The following is a 22,671-nucleotide window of genomic DNA, read 5'->3' on the forward strand; positions in this document are numbered from 1 at the left end:
TCATGCCTCGGTGATCGGCACCATGTCGACGGAGTGTCGGGTGCGCTGGCGACCGGTGGTGACGAACGTCCCGGCGACCGGCGCGACGTCGGCATAGTCGCGTCCCACCGCGACGACGACGTGGTCGTCGCCGGCGACGATGCCGTTGGTCGGATCGAAGCCGACCCAGCCGAGCGCGTCGCCGAGCCACGCCTCGACCCAGGCATGCATGGCGTCGGCGCCTTCCAGCCGTGGCCGCCCGGGCGGCGGGTCGGTGCGCAGGAAGCCGCTGACATAGGCGGCCGGGATGCGATGCGCCCGCAGGGCGGCGATCATGACATGGGCGAAGTCCTGGCAGACGCCGCTGCGCTGCGCGAACGCCGCCGCGACGCTGGTGCGGACGTCGGTCGAGCCGGGCAGGTAGGCGAAGTCCGCCTTGATCTGCCGGGTGAGCGCGAGGATCGCCGGCCCCGCCGAGCCCGGTCCGGCCAGCGTCGGTTCGGCGTAGTCCGTCACGGCGCGCAGCGGCGCGACGATCCGGCTGGTGCCGAGGAAATGCATCGGCGCTTCGCCGCCGCTGTCGCGGTGGAGGAACGCGGTTTCGGCGAGTTCGGCGAGCGGCGGCGCCCGGTCCAGGTCCACCGCGGGGCGATCGACGCGGACCCTTGCCCGCATCTCCACCGACAGGCTGCGGTGCGGGCGGTGAAACACCACCGCGTCGACGGCATTGCCGAAGAAGTCGCGCTCCTCGACGGCCTCGTCGGGCAGTGGCGCCAGCGTCAGCGTCATGTCGGTGACGGTCTGCTGGCGGTCGCTGCGGGGACGCACGCGCAGGCTGTGGCGGGCATCGGTGACCGCGGAACGATAGTCGTAGGCGATCTTCAGGGTCAGGTCATAGATCATTCCGGCGCCGCCCGATCCGGCCGCGCACCGGGGCTCGACAACAGATAGCGCTCTGTCAAAAGGTCGGAGACCAGGCCGAGATCGGCTTCCACCCGGTCGAGAAAGACGGTGTCGACTTCCGTGGCATCGGCGGTCTGCAGCCGGACCTTCAGCCGCGCGATGCGGCGGGATAAGGTGTCCGGCGTCTCGGCAGCATGCATGCCCGGCAGTTCCGCCAGTCGGTCGCCGAGGCTGTTGACCTGGAAGGCCACAGAGCGCGGGTTGAGCGGGTCGAGCACGGCGAGGTCGACGACCGTCTCGCGCGACAGGTCGACGGAGTAGCGGCGGCGATAGGTGACGCGGCTGTCGGTGAATTCCAGCAGACCCTCGAGCGCGCCTTCCGGCGCGTCGCCGGCGAGCAGCACCGTGGCGACATGCGCCGTCATGCGGCCGCGCTCGATGCGGCGCCCGCATTGCATGAAGCGCCAGCCGGCGAACTGGTACATGTTCTCGCGCACCAGGCCGGTGAAGCCGGAGAGCCTTGTCAGGATCTGGTTGGCGAGCGCGACCGTGTCGCTACCCTCCTGGGCGTCCTGGATCAGCTCGACGAGCTCGTCCAGCGTGCGCCAGCCGTCGGGCGAGAAGCGGTCGCGGATGCGCGAGGCGGTGTCGGCGGCGCGCCGCGCCAAAGCGAGCAGCCCCTTGGCCATGGCGTCGGGCGTGACGCCGAACTCGCCGAGCAGCGTTTCCAGCCGGGCGTCGACTTCGCCCGAAGGCAGGGCCTCGCCGACCCTAGCGGCATAGATGCGGACGAGGCGGGTGGCCACCTCGCAGCGCTCGGCGTAGCGGCCGAGCCAGAACAGATTGTCGGCGGCGCGGGCCGGCAGGGCGCCCGGCACCCGGCGGACGAAGCTTCTGTCGCGCGGCAGCAGCGTGACCGGTCGCGGCGTTTCGCAGGAGCGGACCCAGACGTCGGCGGACCGCCCGCCGGCCTGCATCGACACCGCCCGCGCGTCGCGCGAATCGGCGATCCGGGCAAAGCCGCCCGGCATGACGTGCCAGCCGTCGTCGTCGCGCGACAGGAACACCCGCCAGGTCACCGGGCGCGGCTCCAGCTGACCGTCGACGAACACCGGGGCGGTGGACAGGGCGGCGTGCTCCTCGGCGACGAGGCCGATGCCGCCGGAGGCCAGCGTGTCGGCCCAGTCGAGGGCGGCGGCCTCCATCGCCGCCTGCGTCGCGGCGGCCGGGGGGAAGGCCGGCGCCAGCTGCAAGCGATGACGGTTCGCCTCGACGAAGCGGCGCTCGGCCTTCTGTCCGCACCACCAGGTGGCAATCGTCGGCAGCGCCAGCTCCGTGCCGATCAGCGCTCGGGCGAGCGGCTTCTGGAACGCCATCAGCGCGCGGCTTTCGAGGATCCCCGACCCGGGCGCGTTGATAACGGCCAGCGCACCGGAGCGGATGGCGCGCAACAGGCCGGGCGTGCCGATGCGCGAGCCGCCGAACAATTCGAGCGGATCGCAGAACTCGGCGTCGAGGCGCCGCCAGAGCACCTTGATCGGCTGGAAGCCGTCGACGGTCCGCACGTCTGCGCGGTCGCGATGCACGACGAGGTCGCCGCCCTCGAGCAGCAGCAGGCCGAGATAGCGCGCCAGATAGGCATGCTCGAAATAGGTCTCGTTGTGTGGGCCAGGGGTCAGCAGGCCGATGCTCGACATGTCGCCGCCGGCAAGGCCGTGCAGCATCTCGCGGAAGCGCTGGAAGAAGGCGGCCAGCCGCTCGACGTTCATCTGCCGGGCGAGGTCCGGAAACGCCTTCGACGTCGCCACCCGGTTCTCCAGCGCGAAGCCGGCGCCCGACGGCGCCTGGGTGCGATCGCCAAGCACCCACCAGCGCCCGTCCGGGCCTCGTCCGAGATCGACGGCGATGAAGCGGATCAGCGGCTGGCCCGACAGACCCTGGCCGGCGAGCGGGCGCAGGAACTCCGGGTTGCTGCCGAGGATCGCGCCCGGCAACACGCCGTCGCGGACAAGCTTCCGCTCGCCATAGATGTCGGCGAGCAGGCGTTCGAGAAACGCGGCGCGCTGCACGAGCCCTTTTTCGAGGCCCGCCCATTCGGCCGGATCGACGACCAGCGGCGGCTGCGACAGCGGCCACTCGCGCTCCTCCTCGTCGGCATCGCCCGGCCGGTAGATCCGATGATGGACGCCGGCCTCGCTCAGATACTGGCTGGCGCTGCGAAACCGCGACTCGCGCTCGGCCTCCGGCATGGCGATCAGCGCATCCACCAGCGGCCCGTAGTGCGGTCGGACGGTGCCGTCCGCCGCCAGCATCTCGTCGCGGCCGGTGCCGACGAGCGAGGCGTAACGCGAGAGCGGAGACCTAGACACGGTTTCTTGCATGAGGGGGAATCGACCTTTCGATATCGACTGCTATAGCAGCCTTCGCTCCGCCGAACATCGCCAGAGATCGGACACTATGCGCCCCCAGCTTCGGACCCTGCTCAGCTCGCGCCGGTGGGAATTCTTCATCGTCGCCGTCATCCTGATCAACGCCGTCACGCTCGGGCTCGAAACCGACCCGTGGGTGATGAGCGTCATCGGGCCGGTGCTGACCTTCCTGGACTGGCTGACGCTGGCGATCTTCGTCGTCGAGATCACGCTGCGGATCTATGCCTTCGGCTGGCGGTTCTTCCGCGATCCATGGAGCCTGTTCGACTTCACCGTCGTGGCGATCTCGCTGCTGCCGGCGACCGGGCCGCTGACGGTGCTGCGCGCCCTGCGGATCCTCAGGGTGCTGCGGCTGATCTCGATGATCCCGTCGCTGCGGCGGGTCATCGGCGGGCTGATTGCGGCGCTGCCCGGCATGGGCTCGATCATCGTCCTGCTGCTGCTGGTCTTCTACGTCTTCGCGGTGATGGCGACCAAGCTCTATGGTGCGGCCTTCCCCGACTGGTTCGGCAGCGTCGGCGCGTCGGTCTACACGCTGTTCCAGGTCATGACGCTGGAGAGCTGGTCGATGGGTATCGTGCGGCCGGTGATGGAAGCCTATCCGCTCGCCTGGCTGTTCTTCGTGCCGTTCATCCTGTCGACCACCTACGCGGTGCTGAACCTCTTCATCGGTGTCATCGTCTCGGCGATGCAGGAGGAGCACCAGGCGGTGGACGATGCCGGCCGCGAGCAGGCGCACGACGACAACCGCATGATCCTCGCGGAGATGAAGGCGCTGCGGCGCGAGATGGCCGAGCTGAAGGCGCGTCTCGGGGATGGTGGCGCCGAGACGTCGCACCCCTGATTGGGGGCGCGACGTGCGGAGCCGTCAGCCGGCCAGGAAGGCCGGCCGGCGCAAATCCAGCGTCGTCGGAAAGGCCGGGTCCGGCACCTCGCGCACCGGCTCGTAGCTCCCCGGCGTATGGCCGATTTCCTCGAAGCGGGCGAGGCGGCGTGCCTCGGCCTCGTAGGCATTGACCGGGAAGACGTCGTAGTTGCGCCCGCCCGGATGGGCGACATGGTAGATGCAGCCGCCGAGCGAGCGCTTTGACCAGCGATCGTAGATGTCGAAGGTCAGCGGCGCGTGCACCGGGATCGTCGGGTGCAGGCCCGAGGCCGGCTGCCAGGCCTTGAAGCGCACGCCCGCGACCGCCGACTTGCCGTTGCCGGTGGCCGTCAGCGGCACCTGCCGGCCGTTGCAGGTGACGACGTGGCGGGCCGGATCGTAATCGCCGAGCTTGACCTGCAGCCGTTCGACCGAGGAGTCGACGAAGCGCACCGTGCCGCCGATCGCACCGGTCTCGCCCATCACGTGCCAGGGCTCCAGCGCCTGGCGCAGCTCCAGCGTCACGCCTTCGCGCTCGATCCTGCCGCAGAACGGGAAGCGGAACTCGGCCTGCGCCTCGAACCATTCCGGCCGCATCGGATAGCCGGAGCGTTCCAGGTCGCCGAGGATGTCGAGGAAATCCTGCCAGATGAATTCCGGCAGCATGAAGCGGTCGTGCAGCGTCGTGCCCCAGCGGGCGAACTTGCCGTCCTCGGGCTGTTTCCAGAACTTCGCGATCAGCGCCCGTACCATGAGCTGCTGGGCAAGGCTCATCCGCGCATCCGGCGGCATCTCGAAGGCGCGGAACTCGATGAGGCCGAGTCGGCCGGTCGGACCGTCCGGCGAATACAGCTTGTCGATGCAGATCTCGGCCCGGTGAGTGTTGCCGGTGACGTCGATCAGGAGGTTGCGGAACAGCCGGTCGGTCAGCCACGGCGGCACGGTCGAGGAGTCGGCCGGAATCTGCGCCATGGCGATCTCCAGCTCGTAGAGCTGGTCGTGCCGGCCCTCGTCGACGCGCGGTGCCTGGCTGGTCGGTCCGATGAACAGGCCCGAGAAAAGATAGGACAGCGACGGGTGGCGCTGCCAGTAGAGCACCAGCGACTTCAAAAGGTCCGGCCGGCGCAGGAACGGCGAATCCAGCGGCGTCGCGCCGCCGACCACGACATGGTTGCCGCCGCCGGTGCCGGCATGCTTGCCGTCGATCATGAACTTGTCGGTGCCGAGACGCGACTGGCGCGCATCCTCGTAGACGCCGGTGGTGATCGCGACGCTCTCGCGCCAGGACGACGAGGGATGGACGTTGACCTCGATGACGCCCGGATCCGGCGCGACGCGGATGACGTTGAGCCGCGGATCCGGGGGAGGGGCGTAGCCCTCGATCTGCACCGGCAGGCCTTCGGCCTCGGCGACGTCCTCGACCGCGGCCAGCAGCTCCAGATAGGCCTCGGCCGATTCCAGCGGCGGCATGAACACGCAGAGCTTGCCGTCGCGCGGTTCGATGGCGATGGCGGTGCGCACGAAACCGGCGATCTCGGCCGGGCCGGTCGCGCCCGTGCCGGCGGCCGAGGGAGATCCACTTGTCGAAGCCTGCTGGGCCACGCCGTCGCCGAGCGACTGGCTCATGCCGTCCAGTTCCTGCTGCCCACGCGCCGCCGACTGCATCTCGGTGCGGCCATACTGGGTGCGCTGCTCCGGCGGCAGCGGCGGGAAGGGCTGCGTCGGGTCGGCGGGGTGATGATACGGGTAGTCGCCGGGTTCGAGATGCGGCAGCGAGGCCAGCGGCAGCCGGTAGCCAAGGGCCGAATCGCCGGGCATCAGGAAGAGATGGCCGCGGCGCGACTTCCAGCGCTCCGACAGCCAGCGGACCTTGCCGGCGCGCGCCTGCCAGGCCTGCACCGGCAGGACGTAGCCGGCCGGCTGCGACAGGCCGCGGCTGAACACCGTGGCGAGGCGGGCACGTTCCTCGCGGTCCTCGAGCTTGGAATCGGTCGGATCGACGTTCTCCGGCAGCTGCGCCTCGCGGGCGAGCCAGTAGGCGGAATCCTCGAAGGCCGGCTGGGCATTCTCGGGATCGACGCCGAGCGTTTCGGCCACCTTGACGGCCATCTTCTCGGCCTCGGCGATACCGACGGGCTCGGCCGCCGTCTCGCGCGCCACGAGATCGGCATTGCGCCAGATCGGCACGCCGTCCTTTCGCCAGTACAGCGAGAAGGTCCATCGCGGCAGGGTCTCGCCGGGATACCACTTGCCCTGGCCGTGATGCAGGAAGCCGCCGGGCGCGAAGCGCTCGCGCAGCCGGCGGATCAGATCGTCGGCGAGGCCGCGCTTCATCGGCCCGGTGGCATCGGCGTTCCACTCGGGCGACTCGAACTCGTCGATCGACACGAAGGTCGGCTCGCCGCCCATGGTCAGCCGCACATCGCCGGCCCGCAGTTCGGCGTCGACCGTCTCGCCGAGCGCGTCGAGCGCCTCCCAGCTCTCGTCCGAAAAGGGATAGGAGACGCGCGGCCGCTCGGCGATGCGCTGGACCGTCATCTCGAACTCGAACTCGACCCCGGCGGGATCGACGGCGCCGGTGATCGGCGCGGCGGAGCGATAATGCGGCGTCGCGGCCAGCGGCACGTGGCTTTCGCCGGTCAGGAGGCCGGAGGTCGGGTCGAGCCCGATCCAGCCGGCGCCGGGCAGATAGACCTCGGCCCAGGCGTGCAGGTCGGTGAAGTCGACGGTCGTGCCGGCCGGGCCTTCCAGCGACACGCGGTCGGGCTTCAGCTGGATCAGATAGCCGGAGACGAAACGAGCGGCGAAGCCGAGATGCCGCATGACCTGGACCAGCAGCCAGGAGGAGTCGCGGCAGGAGCCGGAGCCGATGGCCAGCGTCTCGTCCGGCGTCTGCACGCCGGGCTCCATGCGCACCAGATAGTTGACCCGCTGCTCGATCACGCGGTTCAGCCCGACGAGGAAGTCCACCGTGTGGGTTTCGCTGCGGTCGAGCTCGTCCAGGAAACGCTGCAGCTCAGGTCCGGCCGGCTCGGCGCCGAGATAGGCCGTCAAATCGGTGCGCAGCGGCTCATCGTAGGTGAAGGGCCAGGCCTCCGCGGCTTCCTCGACGAAGAAGTCGAAGGGATTGTAGACCGTCATGTCGGCGACCATGTCGACCTCGATCCGGAACTCTGTCGCCGGTTCTGGGAAGACGAAGCGGGCGAGGTAGTTGCCGAACGGGTCCTGCTGCCAGTTGACGAAGTGCCCCTCGGGCAGGACCTTCAGCGAGTAGGACGGCACCTTGGTGCGCGAATGCGGCGCAGGCCTCAGCCGGATGACCTGCGGGCCGAGCCGGACGGGCCGGTCGTAGCGGTAATGGGTGACGTGGTGCAGGGCAGCAAGAATCGACATCGGCGCTTTCTGATCGGCAGATCCGGCGGGACAGGCAGGGAACCATAACCGTCAGGATGCGGGCGGCAAGTCGTCGCGACCTGCGTCGCCGCGCTTGTTGCAGTGCACATGGGGCGGAACCGACCCGTCGCCAGCGCATTGTTGCGCGCAACGGCCAGATTCGACGCGGACGACGTCGCCGAGGGGACCCATGAAGCTCTTTACCTGTTCCTTCTGCTCGAACGTGCTGTATTTCGAGAATGTCGTCTGCGAGCGTTGCAACCACGCGCTCGGCTACGAGCCCTTTTCCAACCGCATCCTTGCCCTCGATCCCGACGACGGAATCTGGCGGGCGGCCGGCAGCCATGCCGGCGGTGGGCAGTGGAAATATTGTGGCAACTACGTCCAGGGCGTCTGCAACTGGCTAATCGCCGGAGATAATCCGGACGAGCTCTGCGCCGCCTGCCGCCACAACATCACCGTGCCGGACTATTCCGACGCCACCCGCGTGGAACTCTGGCGCCGCATGGAAGTGGCGAAGCGGCGGATGATCTACACCGCGATGCGCCTGCATCTGCCGCTGGTCACCCGCGCCGAGGATCCGGAAGGCCTCGGCTTCGCCTTTCTCTCCGACGACGCGGAGCCGAGCGGCAAGGTGATGACCGGGCATGACGAAGGGCTGATCACCATCGCGCTGGTCGAGGCGGACGATGCCCAGCGGGAGACCCGCCGAACGTCGATGGGCGAGCCCTACCGCACGCTGCTCGGGCATTTCCGCCACGAGGTCGGGCACTGGTACTGGGACCGGCTGGTCCGCGACGGTGGCGCGCTCGACGAATGCCGCGCGATCTTCGGCGACGACGAGGCCGATTACGGCGAGGCCCTGCAGGCGCATTACGCCAACGGGCCGAAACCCGACTGGCAGATGAGTTACGTCTCCTCCTATGCCGGCTCGCACGCCTGGGAGGATTTCGCCGAGACCTGGGCGCATTATTTCCACATCGTCGACACGCTGGAGGTCGGCAACAGCTGGGGCGTCGGGGTCGCTCCGCGGGTGCCCGCCAGCGATCTCCTGACCACCAGCATCGACTTCGACGTCTTTGCCGATCACGTGCCGATCCGGCAGGTCACCGACACCTGGCTGGCTCTGTCGGCAGCGTTGAACTCGTTCAACCGGGCGATGGGACACCACGATCTCTACCCGTTCGTCCTGTCGGATGTCGTGATCGGCAAGCTCGGCTTCATCCATGACCTCGTCCACGGGCGCATCGGCAACGCCCGCAACAGCAGCTCCGCCGCCTGACGGGCGATCCGGCGCCAACCAAATAATGGCTGGATGGTGAAATCGCGCTCCCGGAGGGTGGAACGATCACCGTCTGCTCCACTTAGCTGCTGAGGGACGGTGATCGACGCGGGCGCTCCGGCTATCGGCTGGTGCGCGAGCGTGACTGCTTGCCGTAAAGATCAAGTCTTCTCTGTCCGACTGCCCCACAGGGCCGCGGCCGGACGGCGCAACCGAGCAGCAAGCACGTGGATATGGCCAGCACCAACAGATATTCGTTTGAGACATCCTGGGGCGCGACGCGGCTCGGCGGTGAAACGCGGTTCCGGCTGTGGGCGCCCAGCGCCAGCCGGATCGAGCTCGCGATCCAGGCCAAGGCCAGTCTCGACTTCATGGCGATGGACAAGGTCGAGGGCGGCTGGTGGGAAGTGATCACCGACCGCGTTCCGCTGGGCGGCGGCTACGGCTTCCGCGTCAATGGCGACCTCGTGGTTCCGGACCCCGCGGCACGGGCGCAGACCGGAGACGTGCATGCGCTGTCGGAACTCGTCGAACCGACCGCCTACCAGTGGTCGTCGACCGATTGGCGCGGCCGGGCCTGGGAAGAAGCAGTTTTCTACGAACTGCACACCGGCACGTTCACGCCGGAAGGCACGTTCGACGGGGTCATCACGAAGCTCGATTACCTGAAGGAACTCGGGATCACCGCCATCGAGCTGATGCCGGTGGCGCAATTCGCCGGGCGAAGAGGCTGGGGCTATGATGGCGTGCTGCTCTATTGCCCGCACGAGGTCTATGGCGGCGCGGAGGGGCTGAAGCGGCTGGTCGACGCGGCGCACCAGCGCGGGCTGATGGTCTTCCTCGACGTCGTCTACAATCATTTCGGGCCGGACGGGAACTACATCGGCGCCTATGCGCCGGAGTTCTTCCACGAGGAGATCCACACGCCCTGGGGCGCGGCGATCGCCTATGACGAGACGCCGGTCCGCCAGTTCATGATCGAGAACGCGCTGTTCTGGCTGGAAGAATACCAGATCGACGGGCTGCGCCTCGACGCGATCGATTCGATCAAGGACACCACCGACACGCCGCTGGTGAAGGAACTGGCCGCGACCGTTCGCGAGCGTTTTCCCGATCGCCACGTCCACCTCACCACCGAGGACGACCGCAACATCACCTGGCATGTCGAGCGCGGCGAGAAGGGCGAGCCACAGCTGATTTCCGGCGAGTGGAACGACGATTTCCACCATTGCGCCCACGTTCTCGCGACCCACGAGGCGGAAGGCTACTACGCCGACTACAGCCGCCACAGCGTCGAGCAGATGGCCAAGTGCCTCGCGACCGGCTTCGTCTACCAGGGCGAGCTGTCCGAACATCGCGAACGCAATGTCGGCGAAAAATCGGGCCATCTTCCGCCGACGGCCTTCGTCAACTTCATCCAGAACCACGACCAGATCGGCAACCGGGCGTTCGGCGACCGCTTGACCGATCTCGGCTCGCGCCGGACGGTCGAATGCCTGCAGGCGATCCTGTTGCTGTCGCCGCAGATCCCGCTGATGTTCATGGGCGAGGAGTTCGGCGATCCGGACCCGTTCTGCTTCTTCACCGACTTCCACGGCGAGCTCGGCGACCTGGTCCGCGACGGACGGCGCGCCGAGTTCGGCAAGTTCAGCGCTTTCCACGACGAGGAAGCCCGCAAGCTGATACCGGATCCCAACGCCGAGACGACCTTCCGGGACTCTCGTCTCGACTGGTCGATCCCTGATCGTCCGACGTATCGCCGTCGGCTGGAGTTGACCCGCCGGCTGCTCGAGATCCGCCAGCGGGTGATCGTGCCGCTGCTGCACGACGTCGCGCCGAATTCCGGCAGCTGGACGGCGTCGGACGGTTCGCGCGCCTTCGTCGTGTCGTGGAAGCTGAAGGCCGGCCAGGTCCTGCATCTCTTCGCCAATCTCGACGACGAGCCCTGGGCGATCCCGGAGGGCGTCGCCAAGGCCGATCTCACCTGCGGTGACCTCGTGCACGCCTATCCCAAGGGGGCCGATGTCGAGCTGCAGGGTGCGATTCTGCCGGGGCCCTCGGTGGTGTTCCGGCTCGATGCGCAACGGATGATCGCGGGGCCATCGGCGTGAGCGCGCGCCTGGCACGGCTGGCCGAAAGCCACGGTATCGAGATCGCCTACATCTCCGAGCTGGGCGAGCGCCAGCGCATTGACGACGATGCGATCCGCGGTCTCCTTGCAGCACTGGGGGTCGATCCGGAAACCGGCGAGGAGGGTTCCTTCGAGTCGGCGCAGCACAAGCCCAGCCTCACCTGCGCCTTGCCCCAGGCCGTTGCCGACGGCCGGCGCTGGGGCGTTGCCTGCCAGCTCTACGGGCTGCGCTCGGAGCGCAATCGGGGCATCGGCGATTTCGAGGATCTGGCGCGGCTTGCCACGATCGCGGCCGGCGCGGGCGCATCCTTCATCGGGGTCAACCCGATCCATGCGCTGTTCCTGTCGGATGCGGGACGCTACAGCCCCTATTCGCCCTCCAGCCGGCGCTTCCTCAACCCGTTCTACATCGCCATCGACCGGCTCGACGGCGGCGCGGCGGCGGTGGATGCCCTGAGTGCGGAGGAACCCGATCTGTTCGCGGGGCTGGACGGCGACCTGGTCGACTACGACGCGGCCGGCCGGCTCAAGCGGCGGCTGCTGAAGGCCGTCTTCACGGCGCGGGCCGATGAGATCCGCGACGAGCAGGCGTTCGAGCGGTTCCGCGAGGCGGGCGGCGAGTCGCTCGCCGGTTTTGCGCTGTTTGAGGCGATTTCGGAACGGCAGGTCGAGACGGGCTCCTATGCCGGCTGGCATTCCTGGCCCGAGGCTCTGAAGGACCGCGCCAGTGCGGACGTCGTGCGCTTCGGCGAGGAGAATGCCGATCTCGTCCTGTTCCATACCTGGCTGCAGTTCGAGGCCGAGGAACAGCTGGCCGAGGCGCAGGCGCGCGCCCGCGGTGCCGGCATGACGATCGGGCTCTATCTCGACCTCGCGGTCGGCGTCGCGCCGGACGGGGCGGAGACCTGGATGGATCCCTCGCTCACCGTCGGCAATGCCAGGGTCGGCTCGCCGCCCGACATGTTCAACAGCCAGGGGCAGGACTGGGGTCTTGCGCCGCTCTCGCCCAAGGCGCTCGCCGATCGCGACTACAAGCCGATGCGCGAGGCCTTCGAGGCGCTCACCCGCCATGCCGGCGCGGTGCGCATCGACCATGCGATGGGCCTTGCCCGCCTGTGGTGGATCCCGGACGGCGTGTCGTCAGCGGGTGGCGGCTATGTGCGCTATCCGCTGGGCGCGATGATCGACAGCGTCGCGGCGGCGTCGCAGGCGAACGACTGCCTCGTCGTCGGCGAGGACCTCGGCACGGTGCCGGCCGGTTTCCGCTCGGTGATGGAGGAGGCGCAGGTCCTCTCCTATCGCGTCCTGTATTTCGAGCGGCACGGCGAGACGCAGTTCCTGCCGCCTGAAGCCTATCCGCATCTCGGGCTCGCCTGCATCTCGACGCACGATCTGGCGACGCTCGCGGGCTGGTGGCGCGGGCTCGACGTCAAGCTGCGCGAGGAAGTCGGCACCCAGGACGCGGCGGCGACGAAGCGCGATCTCGGCCAGCGCGAACGCGACCGGCTGGCGCTGATCCTTGCCCTCGTCGAGGCGCGGCTGCTGCCGGACGGCATGGACGACCTCGCCAGCGGCGAGGCCGCGCTTCCCGACACGCTGCCGGACTCGCTGGCGATCGCCCTGCATCGCTTCATCGCCCGGACGCCGGCGCTGCTCGTCACCGTCCAGCTCGACGACATGCTGGGGTCGGAGCGCCAGTCCAACCTACCCGGCACCACCGATCAATATCCCAACTGGCGCATCCGCTCCCCGACCTCGCTCGACGACCTCGCCGCCGACGAGCGCTTCCGTCGCCTCGCCGCCGCCATGCGTGAAGAAAGACCCAGCGCCACATGAGCCGCTCTCTCGTTGCCACCTACCGCCTGCAGTTCCGCGAAGGCACCACGTTCGAGACCGCGAAGGACCTCGCGCCCTATCTGGGGCGGCTGGGGGTGAGCCACCTCTATGCCGCCCCGATCTTCGCGGCCTCGCCCGGCTCCACCCACGGCTACGACGTCACCGACTACAATGCCTTCGAGGAAGACCTCGGCGGCGTCGCCGGCTTCACCGCGATGAGCGACGCGCTGTCCTCGGCCGATCTCGGGCTGATCCTCGACTTCGTGCCGAACCACATGGGCGTCTCCCCGAAGAACCTCTGGTGGGAGGACGTGCTGCGATGGGGCTCGGAAAGCCGCTACGCGCAGACCTTCGACATCTCCTGGGAAGCCGAGAAGATCCTCGTGCCGGTCCTGTCCAAGCCCTATGGCGACGCGCTGGCCGACGGGGACCTTGCGGTCGAGCTCGATGCCGACAATGCCCGCATGCGCTTCGATGCGGCGGGTTACGGCCTGCCGATCGACCCGCGCACCTATGGCCATGTCTTCGGCCTGATGGACCATCCGGAGAAGGACCGGCTGGTGCGCCGCTTCTCCGTCTCGACGCCGGCCGAAGCGGACGAGCTGGTCGAGCGGCTCGCCGAGCATCTGGCGGAGCCGGACTTCCGCGCGGCGCTCGACAAGGCGGTCGCGGCGCTGAGCGCCGACCAGACGGCACTGCACGATCTGCACGAGGCGCAGGCCTGGCGGCTCGCCTGGTGGCGCACGGCGCGCGAGCGGCTGACCTATCGCCGGTTCTTCGAGATCGCCGACCTGATCGGCGTCCGCCAGGAGCTGCGGCGGGTGTTCCGTGAATCCCACCAGCTGGTGATCCGCCTGGCGCGCGAGCGCCGGCTCGACGGCATCCGCATCGACCATGTCGACGGCCTCGCCGACCCGAAGGGCTATCTCGAGCAGCTGCGCCAGGCCTTCCAGTCGGTGCGGCGCACGCCGATCGTCCACGTCGAGAAGATCCTCACCGGCGACGAGCGGCTGCGGACCTCCTGGGAGATTGAGGGCACCACCGGCTACGAGTTCATCACCGCGCTGGCCGGCCTTTATGTCGACGGCACGAAGGAAGCCGTGATGACCGAAGCCTACAACGGCTTCCTCGGCGAGGAGGAGGATCTGCGGGCGATGATCGTCCGGCAGAAGCGCTCGATCTTCCAGCGCAACCTTGCCGGCGAACTGACGCATCTGACCGGCGTCGCGCTCGCCGTCGCCGGCCGCGGGCTCGCGACGCGCGACCTCGGGCAGGACACGATCGCCCGCGCCATCGTCGAGGTGGCGGCGGCTTTGCCGGTCTATCGCACCTATGTCTCGGTGGACGGCGTGCCGCGCCGCGACATTGCGATCATCGACGATGCGGTCGATCTTGCGATGAGCGGCCGCGAGGTCGAGGCCGACGAGCCGATCCAGTTCATCGGCCGGCTTTTGAAGCTCGACTTCGTCGACGGCGCGGACGTCGCCGGCGCGCTCGATTTCACCCGGCGCTTCCAGCAGACCACAGGCGCGGTGATGGCCAAGGCCGTCGAGGACACCGCCTTCTACCGCTACAACCGGCTGATCGCCCTGAATGAAGTGGGCGGCGAGCCGGACCATTACGGCGCCGAGACGACGGCCTTCCACGATGTCATGCAGATCCGGCTCGAGGATCAGCCGGACGGTTTGCTCGCCACCTCGACGCACGACACCAAGCGGGCCGAGGATGCGCGGGCGCGGCTCTACACGCTGTCGGAGGCGCCGGAGCAGTGGCGCGACATTGTCGCCGGTCTCGCGACCGAGATGGCGCCGTGGCGCAAGACGGTCGAAACCCTGGTGATCTCGCCGGATCCGGCGACGGAATGGGGGCTCTACCAGTCGCTGCTCGGCGTCCTGCCGCCCGACTTCGACCCGGAGGACAGCGAAGCCCGCGCGGTGCTCACCGAGCGCCTGCAACAATATGCCGAGAAGGCGGTCCGCGAGGCCAAGCGCTGGACGAGCTGGACCTCGCCGGCGGAAGCCTACGAGACCGCGCTGCGCGAATTCGTCGCCGCCATTCTCGATCAGGCCGAGACCGGCGACCTGCTCGCCCGGTTCTGGCAGGACGTGCAGCCCTTTGTCGCGGCCGGCGCCCTCACGTCGCTGTCGCAGGCGACGCTGAAATTTGCCGCGCCCGGCGTGCCGGACATCTACCAGGGAACCGAGTTCTACGATTTCTCCCTGGTCGACCCTGACAATCGCCGCGCCATCGATTTCGATGCCCGCGCGGCGACGATCGAATCCGACCAGCCCTGGGCGGACGCGCTGACCGACTGGCGCAGCGGCAGGATCAAGGCGAAGCTCACCCGCGCGGCGCTCGCCATGCGCAGCCGCACGCCAGCGCTGTTTACTCGCGGCGCCTACGTGCCGTTGACGGTGGAAGGGCCGATGGCGGAGCACATCGTCGCCTTTGCCCGCACCAACGAGGACGGGGCCGCCGCGATTGCCATCGCGCCGCGGCTTTGCCTCGGCCTGCTGGACGGTGCGACGGAGCCGGTGGTGGCGGCTTCGCGGTGGGAGGGGACGGTGATCCACCTGCCGGACACCCTCGCCGGGCGTGACTGGCGCAACGTCCTGACGGAGGAGACAGTGGCACCGGCGTCCGCACTTGCGCTTGCCGACGTTCTCGCCACGCTGCCCTTCGCGCTGATCGAGGCGAACTGACGAAAGGTCGATCGGCGGCCGTCCCCGGCGGACGGTCGCGATCGGCTGCGCATGAGGAGACCTGTGATGACCATCAGGACAGTCGTCTGGAACGAGTTCGCGCATGAGCGCGAGAACCCGGTGGTGAGGGACATCTATCCCGACGGGATCCACGCCGTGATCGCCGCGGCGCTTGGCCGCGAGACCGACTTCGAGGTCTCGACGGCAACGCTGGACGAGCCCGAGCACGGCCTGTCGCAGACACGGCTCGACGCGACCGACGTGCTGCTCTGGTGGGGCCACAAGTCCCATGGCGCAGTATCCGATGCGGTGGTCGAGCGGGTCGCTGGCCGGGTGCACCAGGGCATGGGACTGATCGTCCTCCATTCGGGGCATTTCGCCAAGATCTTCAAGCGGCTGATGGGAACGCCCTGTTCGCTGCGCTGGCGCGAAGCCGGCGAGCGCGAGCGGCTGTGGGCGGTCAACCGCACGCATCCGATCGTCCAGGGCGTCGGGCCGTCGATCGAACTGCCGAACGCCGAGATGTACGGCGAGCCGTTCCTGGTGCCGGAGCCGCTGGAGACAGTCTTCATCTCCTGGTTCGAGGGCGGCGAGGTGTTCCGCTCGGGCCTGACCTACCAGCGCGGGGCAGGGCGGATCTTCTACTTCCGCCCCGGCCACGAGACCTATCCGATCTACCACAATCCCGAGATCCAGACGGTGCTGCGCAACGCCGTGCGCTGGGCCTACAACCCGGTCGCCTGGCCGGATGTCGCCGAGGCGCCGAACGTGCCGGTCGCAGAGGCGCCGGAGAAGATCGAGGCGAAGGGCGCGGCGCTGCACCACGCCGGCGAGGAGGGCTACCGATGAGCGCCACAGCACCGGCCGGCGAGAAGCGCATCATGATCCTGGGCACCGGTGCGATGTCGCACCGCCACGCCGAGCATTTCACCTCGATCCCCGGCTGCCAGGTCGTCGCCGCTTGCGACACCAATGCCGAGCGGGCCCGGGCCTTCGCCGAGATGCATCAGATTCCCCACTGCTTCGACAACCTCGATGCAGCGCTCGCGTGGGGCGAGTTCGACGCTGTGGTGAACTCGACGCCAGATCAGGTCCACAAGGCCACGACGCTGGCGATTGTCGCGAAGGGCAAGGCGGTGTTCTGCGAAAAGCCGCTGGCGATCAACGGCGACGACGCCTTCGCGATGGTCGAGGCGGCCGAGCGGGCGGGCGTCGTCAACATGGTGAACCTCACCTATCGCAACGCCCACGCCATCCAGATGGCGCGGCGGATGATCGAGGCAGGCGAGATCGGCGCCATTCGCCATGTCGACGCGAGCTATCTGCAGAGCTGGCTCACCGCGCGGCATTGGGGCGACTGGCGCGTCGACGAGCGCTGGCTGTGGCGGCTGTCGACGGCGCATGGCTCCGGCGGCGTCGTCGGCGACATCGGCATCCACATCCTCGACTTCGTCACCTTCGGCACAGGCCTAGACATCGCCGCCCTGTCGGCGCGGCTCAAGACCTTCGACAAGGCCGACGGCGGGGCCATCGGCGAATACCGGCTGGACGCCAATGATTCCTGCGCGATGACGGTGGAGTTCTCGAATGGCGCGCTCGGCGTCGTGCACATGAGCCGGGCTGCCACCGGCAAGTCGAACGACCTCGACCTCACCATCCACGGCGAGAAGGGGGCGCTGAAGATCTGGGCGACCACCGACGATTCCTCGCTCGACGTCTGTCTCGGCGCGGACATCGAGACCCAGACCTGGAAGCGGCTGGAGTGCCCGCCGACGCCGCGCAATGCCGACCGGTTCGTCCTCGCGCTGCTGTCGGGCGTCAACGGCCAGCCGGATTTCCGCCATGCAGCCAACGTCCAGCGCCTGCTCGATCTCTGTATCGTCTCCGATGCCGAAGGGCGGATGCTGAAGGTCGCCTGACGAAAGCGGGGGCGATCTGCTGGGCAGGACCCCGGCGCTCCAGCCCCGCTTAAGGCTTTGGTCGGAGTTTTGCGGCAAAGTCGCCGCGGTCCGCGGCTGCTGTCCGCCGCCGCGGACGACCGAGGATGCGCCCGGCATGCTGTCGACCTATCTCAGCTACCAGCTCTACACGCGCGACATGCCGAAGACGCTCGACCGGATCGCGTCGGATCCGGTGATCAATCGGGATGCCGAATACTACCGCGCCAACATCCACAGCGTCTCCACCGTCGATGAGTTCATGGATGACTACCGGCTCTACTCCTATGCGATGAAGGCCTATGGGCTGGAGGAGCAGATCCCCTCCCGGGCGCTGATCAAGAAGGTGCTGGAGAGCGATCTCGGCGACAAGACCAGCATCGCCAACAAGCTGTCGGACGAACGCTACCGGGCCTTCGCCGCGGCCTTCAATTTCGCCAAGGCGACCGAGCCGGTGGCGCCGACCGGCCAGACGACGGCGCAGACGGACCTGCTGGTCGACGCCTATTCCGAACATCGGATCCGGGGCGGGCAGGCACATGCGGCGACCACCAAGGCCTATCTCGACGGGATCGGGTCGATCACAGACGTCGACGCCTTCCTCGACAACCGGACGCTGTTCACCGTCGCGCTGGAGGCGGCGGGCATCGATGCCTCGATCGCCTCGCGCGCCTTCATCCGGGACGTCCTGACCGGCAATGCTGCCGATGGCCCGGCTGCGAAGGGCGACCTGCGCTACACCGTGCTCGCCGCCATGCTGCCCTTCGAGCCGGATGGCTCGGCGCCGGCGGAGGGCCTGCAGAGCCCCAGCCACGCCAATACGACGGTCTTCGCCTGGCTCGACCGGAAGGGCCTCGGCACCAGTCCGCAGGCCGCCGCCTACCAGGTGAGCTACTACGAGGCGGAGATCGGCGGCGTGCGCACCGCCGACGATCTGGTCGAGAACATCCGGCTGTTCGGCGTCACGCTGAGTTCCGTCGGCCTGAACGCGGGGATCGAAACGCCGGCCTTCGCCTGGACGATCCTGACCAGCGATCCCGCCGACCCGCAGAGCGCGCTCAACCGGATGGCCGAGGACACGCCGGAACAGCTGCTGCGCAAGCAGCAGTATCAGGCGCTGGTCGAACGCTTCAATTTTGACGCCCAGGGCAACGTGCCGGCCGGCGAAAGCGCTCAGACGGACGCGTCGAAGAAGGCGACGGTCGAGGCCTATTTCACCAATTACCAGAACCAGAACGCCAGCAGCGACCGCGTGGCGACGAGCCTGTTCAAGGCGGCGATCGCTTCCGTCAAGACGGCGGCGCAGTTCGTCTCCGTCGGCGCGCTTTACGATTACGCGCTGACGGCCTTCGATCTCGATCCGTCGGAAGAAAGCCGTTCGACGATCATGCGGGTGCTGCGCAGCGACCTCTCGGACCCGAAGTCCTTCGCCAATTCGATCGGCGACGAGCGCTACGTCCGGTTGGCCGCCGCCTTCAACTTCGACGACAGCGGCAAGGTCGCGGCACCGCGCCTTGCCCAGACCGCGGCCAACCAGACGGACACTGCCGAGCGTTACGCCGAACGCCTCGGTGCGGACCCGACCGATGCCGCGATCGAAAAGGCCAAGGCGGAGACCGAGGCCTATCGTTCGGCGCTGGCGTCGGTCGTCTCCGTCAAGGATTTCGTCGCCAGCAAGACCCTCACCGACTATGCGCTCAAGGCCTACGGGCTCGAGGCCGACAGACTGTCGCAGAAGGACCTCGTCGCCATCCTGACCAGCGACCTTTCCGATCCCGAAAGCTTCGTCAACGCCTCCGGCGACAAGCGGATGATCGAGTTCGCCGCCGCCTATGCCTTCACGCCCGAGGGCGGCATCGACCGCGACCGCGCGAACGTGCAGACGGCGAAGAACTTCCTGTCGACGCAGGACTTCTTCCTCCGGCAGGCGATGGAGGAAGAGGCCGGGGCGGACAACGAGGCGGTTCGGCTGGCGTTGTATTTCCGGCGCATGGGACCGGACCTCACGTCGTTCTATGACGTCCTCGCCGATCCGGCCCTGCTCAACGTCGTCCAGATTGCGGTCGGGCTGCCGGCGGAGTCGGGCCAAAGCAACATCGACGTCCAGAAGCGCACGCTTGAGAAGAAGCTCAACCTCGAATCCTTCAAGGATCCCCAGCAGCTCGAGCGCTTTATCAGTCGCTTCATCGCGCTGTACGATGCGCAGAGTGCATCGAGCGTCAGTTCGCCGGCCCTGACGATCCTCGGCGGCGCCATGCTCTGAACGAAAGAAGGCCGCATCCCCGAAGGAATGCGGCCTGCCTGACACCCGTTTCTGCCGTCGATTAGCGGACGGACAGGACCGCGCCGTTGCGACGGTCGATGTCGACCTGGATGTCGTCGCCGCGGCGATCGATGCCGACGATGCGATAGGCGCCGCGGGTGCGTCGCACGGAATCGACCTCGCGGACGCCTTCCTGCCGCGCGATGCGAACGGCTTCCCTCTCGCTCAGCTCGCGCCGGTCCTCACGCCGCTCTTCGCGCCGCTCCGGACGGCCGTCGCGCTCGCGCACCTGCTCCTGCGGCACCACGCGGATACCGTCGGGTCCGATCTGGATGCCCTGGGACATTGCCGGGGTCGCCAGCGCGAGCGTCGCCGCAGCCAAGGCCCCGTAGGTCCATGCCCTCATCGTCATTGGTCGTTCTCCTTGAAAAGACTGCGCCCCGCCGAAGGCGAACGCACGAGCTTGACCGCAGAACAACCTTGCTTGTCTTTGGTTCCCTTGGCGGACGGCTGGAAAAACGTTTTGCTTGAAGGGCTAACGACTTGGGCGGTGCAGCATTCGACTGCCCGGAGATAGACCAGGGAATGTAAGTCTTTGCGCGCGTTTCGCCCGTTCGGGGTCAGTGCATGTACTGGCCGCCATTGGCCGAGAGGGTCGAGCCGGTGATGAAGCCGGAATCGTCCGATGCCAGGAACACCACGCAGCGGGCGATCTCTTGCGCCTCGCCCAGCCGGCCCACCGGGATCTGCGGCAGGATGTGCTTCTGCATGATGTCGTCGGTGATCGTCGCCATCATGTCGGTGTTGATGTAGCCGGGGCAGACGGCATTGACGGTGATGCCCTTCTTCGCCCCCTCCTGCGCCAGGGCCTTGGTGAAGCCGATGTCGCCCGACTTGGCGGCCGCATAGTTGACCTGTCCGGCCTGGCCCTTCTGGCCGTTGATCGAGGAGATGTTGACGATGCGGCCGAAGCCGCGGTCGCGCATGCCCTCCCAGACCTGCCGCGTCATGTTGAAGAGGCCGCTGAGATTGGTGCCGATGACCGCCTGCCATTGCTCCGGGGTCATCTTGTGGAACATCGCATCCTGGGTGATGCCGGCATTGTTGACCAGGATCTCGACCGGCCCTATCTCCGCCTCGACCCGGGCAATGCCCGCGGCGCAGGCGTCAAAGGACGATACGTCCCACTGGTAGACCGCGATGCCGGTTTCCGCGCTGAAGGCGTTCGCCCGCTCCGCATTGCCGGCATAGGTCGCGGCCACCTCGTGCCCGGCATCCCTCAGCGCCGTCGAGATTGCCGCGCCGATGCCGCGGGTTCCCCCGGTCACGATGGCCACTCTGCCCATGTCGTCCTCCCCCGATTTCCGTTTATTTGCCGCCGCTGCGGGGCCGCCTCCCGAGCCCGCCCCGCTTGGCTCCACCTTCTTTGCCTGTCTCAGCCGCGCTCGAAGCACATGGCGACGCCCATGCCACCGCCGATGCAGAGCGTTGCGAGGCCCTTCTTCGCGTCGCGGCGGATCATCTCGTGGATGAGCGTATTGAGGATGCGGTTGCCCGACGCGCCGATCGGATGACCGATGGCGATGGCGCCGCCATTGACGTTGACGATGTCGGTGTTCCAGCCAAGGTCCTTGTTCACCGCGCAGGCCTGCGCGGCGAAGGCTTCGTTGGCCTCGACGAGGTCGAGATCGTCGACCGACCAGCCGGCCTTTTCCAGCGCCCGGCGCGAGGCGGGGATCGGGCCGGTGCCCATGATCGCCGGATCGACGCCGGCGGTCGCCCAGGAGACGATGCGCACCAGCGGCGTCAGCCCGCGCCGCTCGGCCTCGGCCTCGCTCATCAGCACGGTGACGGCGGCGCCGTCATTGATGCCGGAGGCGTTGGCGGCGGTGACGGAGCCTTCCTTGTCGAAGGCCGGGCGCAGCTTCTGGACTTTTTCCAGCGTCGTGCCGTGCTTGATGTATTCGTCGTCCTCGACCACCGTGTCGCCCTTGCGGCCCTTGACGGTGAACGGCGCGATCTCGTCCTTGAAGCGGCCCGCCTTCTGGGCTTCCTCGGCCTTGTTCTGCGACTTCACCGCGAACTCGTCCTGCATGTCGCGGGTGATCTGCCACTGGCGCGAGACGTTCTCGGCGGTGGTCCCCATGTGATAGCCGTTGAAGGCGTCGATCAGGCCGTCCTTCAGCATCGTGTCGACGAGCTTCAGGTCGCCCATCTTCTGGCCGGAGCGCAGATGCGCGGCGTGCGGGGCCATCGACATCGATTCCTGGCCGCCGGCGACGATGATCTTCGCGTCGCCCATGGCGATCTGCTGCATGCCGATCGCCACCGTGCGCAGGCCGGAGCCGCAGAGCTGGTTGAGCCCCCACGCCGTCGCCTCCTGCGGGATGCCGGCTTCCATCGCCGCCTGGCGGGCGGGGTTCTGGCCCTCGCCGGCGGTGAGGATCTGGCCCATGATCACCTCGTCGACCTCGGCCGCGTCCACGCCGGCGCGCTGCAGCGCCGCGCGGATGGCCGCCGCGCCCAGTTCATGCGCCGGCACGTCGGCGAAGGCGCCGTTGAAGGCGCCGACCGGGGTGCGCGCCGCACCGACGATGACGACGGATTGTCCGTTGCTCATGGGAAATACTTTCTTGTTCGTCTTCGACGTTTCCTTGCCGAAAGATAAGGCATCGCAGGTCGCGTTGGCAAACGCGTCGGTGGGCCTTCCTGCGGAGGGCGGTTGCATCTGTCGTCAGGCGCGACCCAGCGCCGACTGCATCGATATCGCGCCGCACGCGGCGTTGGTCGGGCCCGGCAGACTTGCCGGACACCGTCTTGGAAGAGTCATACGCCCCGGAAAACCGGGCCGCTGCGGCAGCTTGTGGCGAAAGGTTTGGATTGCAGTGAGTTTTGTGCCTATCATTTATGCGGCGCAGCGACGCAACTGCACACAAAGCGGAATCGCGGCG

At 68.0% G+C, this 22,671-nt stretch carries 14 protein-coding genes; 8 read left to right on the forward strand and 6 right to left on the reverse strand.

Annotated elements, in window-relative coordinates; genetic code table 11:
* Complete coding sequence (locus GTW51_RS11520; protein WP_163044070.1) at window positions 1–882, reverse strand: transglutaminase family protein; 882 nt, start codon at window positions 880–882, stop codon at window positions 1–3.
* On the reverse strand, window positions 879–3,251 hold the full coding sequence (locus tag GTW51_RS11525; RefSeq protein WP_343033999.1) for a circularly permuted type 2 ATP-grasp protein: 2,373 nt from the start codon (window positions 3,249–3,251) through the stop codon (window positions 879–881). Before GTW51_RS11525 ends, GTW51_RS11520 begins: the two co-directional genes overlap by 4 nt.
* Before the next feature lie 88 nt (window positions 3,252–3,339).
* On the opposite strand from GTW51_RS11525, the gene GTW51_RS11530 reads away from it, so the two are divergent.
* Window positions 3,340–4,155, forward strand: a complete 816-nt coding sequence (locus GTW51_RS11530; protein ID WP_163044071.1) for an ion transporter — start codon at window positions 3,340–3,342, stop codon at window positions 4,153–4,155.
* Between the two features lie 24 nt (window positions 4,156–4,179).
* Here the strand turns inward: GTW51_RS11530 and GTW51_RS11535 are convergent, their stop codons facing one another.
* Window positions 4,180–7,569: a transglutaminase family protein gene (locus GTW51_RS11535; RefSeq protein WP_163044072.1), complete on the reverse strand. Its 3,390-nt coding sequence runs from the start codon at window positions 7,567–7,569 to the stop codon at window positions 4,180–4,182.
* A 190-nt stretch (window positions 7,570–7,759) separates the two neighbouring features.
* Here GTW51_RS11535 and GTW51_RS11540 point away from each other — a divergent pair, with 190 nt between their 5' ends.
* The 7 genes from GTW51_RS11540 to GTW51_RS11570 all read left to right on the forward strand — a co-directional run bounded on the left by GTW51_RS11540 (window position 7,760) and on the right by GTW51_RS11570 (window position 19,720).
* Window positions 7,760–8,851 (forward strand): zinc-binding metallopeptidase family protein, encoded by a 1,092-nt coding sequence (locus GTW51_RS11540; RefSeq protein WP_163044073.1) that lies wholly within the window; start codon window positions 7,760–7,762, stop codon window positions 8,849–8,851.
* 233 nt (window positions 8,852–9,084) lie between these two features.
* Window positions 9,085–10,962, forward strand: coding sequence for a malto-oligosyltrehalose trehalohydrolase (gene treZ / locus GTW51_RS11545; protein WP_163044074.1), 1,878 nt, complete (start codon window positions 9,085–9,087; stop codon window positions 10,960–10,962).
* Window positions 10,959–12,818: a 4-alpha-glucanotransferase gene (gene malQ / locus GTW51_RS11550; RefSeq protein WP_163044075.1), complete on the forward strand. Its 1,860-nt coding sequence runs from the start codon at window positions 10,959–10,961 to the stop codon at window positions 12,816–12,818. The genes treZ and malQ overlap by 4 nt, the downstream gene beginning before the upstream one ends.
* A complete protein-coding gene (gene treY / locus GTW51_RS11555) occupies window positions 12,815–15,520 on the forward strand; it encodes a malto-oligosyltrehalose synthase (protein ID WP_163044076.1) in 2,706 nt (901 codons plus the stop codon). The genes malQ and treY overlap by 4 nt, the downstream gene beginning before the upstream one ends.
* A 66-nt stretch (window positions 15,521–15,586) precedes the next feature.
* Window positions 15,587–16,369, forward strand: a complete 783-nt coding sequence (locus GTW51_RS11560) for a ThuA domain-containing protein (RefSeq protein ID WP_163044077.1) — start codon at window positions 15,587–15,589, stop codon at window positions 16,367–16,369.
* Window positions 16,366–17,439 (forward strand): Gfo/Idh/MocA family protein, encoded by a 1,074-nt coding sequence (locus GTW51_RS11565; RefSeq protein WP_163044078.1) that lies wholly within the window; start codon window positions 16,366–16,368, stop codon window positions 17,437–17,439. Before GTW51_RS11560 ends, GTW51_RS11565 begins: the two co-directional genes overlap by 4 nt.
* Before the next feature lie 136 nt (window positions 17,440–17,575).
* On the forward strand, window positions 17,576–19,720 hold the full coding sequence (locus GTW51_RS11570) for a DUF1217 domain-containing protein (protein ID WP_163044079.1): 2,145 nt from the start codon (window positions 17,576–17,578) through the stop codon (window positions 19,718–19,720).
* A gap of 61 nt (window positions 19,721–19,781) precedes the next feature.
* Here GTW51_RS11570 and GTW51_RS11575 read toward each other — a convergent pair whose 3' ends face one another.
* The 3 genes from GTW51_RS11575 to GTW51_RS11585 all read right to left on the reverse strand — a co-directional run bounded on the left by GTW51_RS11575 (window position 19,782) and on the right by GTW51_RS11585 (window position 22,340).
* A complete protein-coding gene (locus tag GTW51_RS11575; RefSeq protein ID WP_246232999.1) occupies window positions 19,782–20,132 on the reverse strand; it encodes a PepSY domain-containing protein in 351 nt (116 codons plus the stop codon).
* A 208-nt stretch (window positions 20,133–20,340) separates the two neighbouring features.
* Window positions 20,341–21,066: an acetoacetyl-CoA reductase gene (phbB, locus tag GTW51_RS11580; RefSeq protein ID WP_163044080.1), complete on the reverse strand. Its 726-nt coding sequence runs from the start codon at window positions 21,064–21,066 to the stop codon at window positions 20,341–20,343.
* An 89-nt stretch (window positions 21,067–21,155) separates the two neighbouring features.
* Window positions 21,156–22,340: an acetyl-CoA C-acetyltransferase gene (locus GTW51_RS11585; RefSeq protein ID WP_163044081.1), complete on the reverse strand. Its 1,185-nt coding sequence runs from the start codon at window positions 22,338–22,340 to the stop codon at window positions 21,156–21,158.
* Between the last annotated feature and the right edge of the window lie 331 nt (window positions 22,341–22,671).

The sequence above is a fragment of the Aurantimonas aggregata genome (assembly GCF_010500835.1).
GTDB classification, from domain to species: domain Bacteria; phylum Pseudomonadota; class Alphaproteobacteria; order Rhizobiales; family Rhizobiaceae; genus Aurantimonas; species Aurantimonas aggregata.

Excerpts from the sequence above, each read along its gene's own strand:
- GTW51_RS11520 (WP_163044070.1), bottom strand. The coding sequence starts at position 882 with ATGATCTATGACCTGACCCTGAAGATCGCCTACGACTATCGTTCCGCG.
- phbB (WP_163044080.1), bottom strand. The coding sequence starts at position 21,066 with ATGGGCAGAGTGGCCATCGTGACCGGGGGAACCCGCGGCATCGGCGCG.
- GTW51_RS11535 (WP_163044072.1), bottom strand. The coding sequence starts at position 7,569 with ATGTCGATTCTTGCTGCCCTGCACCACGTCACCCATTACCGCTACGAC.
- GTW51_RS11560 (WP_163044077.1), top strand. The coding sequence starts at position 15,587 with ATGACCATCAGGACAGTCGTCTGGAACGAGTTCGCGCATGAGCGCGAG.
- GTW51_RS11570 (WP_163044079.1), top strand. The coding sequence starts at position 17,576 with ATGCTGTCGACCTATCTCAGCTACCAGCTCTACACGCGCGACATGCCG.
- GTW51_RS11575 (WP_246232999.1), bottom strand. The coding sequence starts at position 20,132 with ATGACGATGAGGGCATGGACCTACGGGGCCTTGGCTGCGGCGACGCTC.
- treY (WP_163044076.1), top strand. The coding sequence starts at position 12,815 with ATGAGCCGCTCTCTCGTTGCCACCTACCGCCTGCAGTTCCGCGAAGGC.
- GTW51_RS11565 (WP_163044078.1), top strand. The coding sequence starts at position 16,366 with ATGAGCGCCACAGCACCGGCCGGCGAGAAGCGCATCATGATCCTGGGC.
- treZ (WP_163044074.1), top strand. The coding sequence starts at position 9,085 with ATGGCCAGCACCAACAGATATTCGTTTGAGACATCCTGGGGCGCGACG.
- GTW51_RS11530 (WP_163044071.1), top strand. The coding sequence starts at position 3,340 with ATGCGCCCCCAGCTTCGGACCCTGCTCAGCTCGCGCCGGTGGGAATTC.
- GTW51_RS11540 (WP_163044073.1), top strand. The coding sequence starts at position 7,760 with ATGAAGCTCTTTACCTGTTCCTTCTGCTCGAACGTGCTGTATTTCGAG.
- GTW51_RS11585 (WP_163044081.1), bottom strand. The coding sequence starts at position 22,340 with ATGAGCAACGGACAATCCGTCGTCATCGTCGGTGCGGCGCGCACCCCG.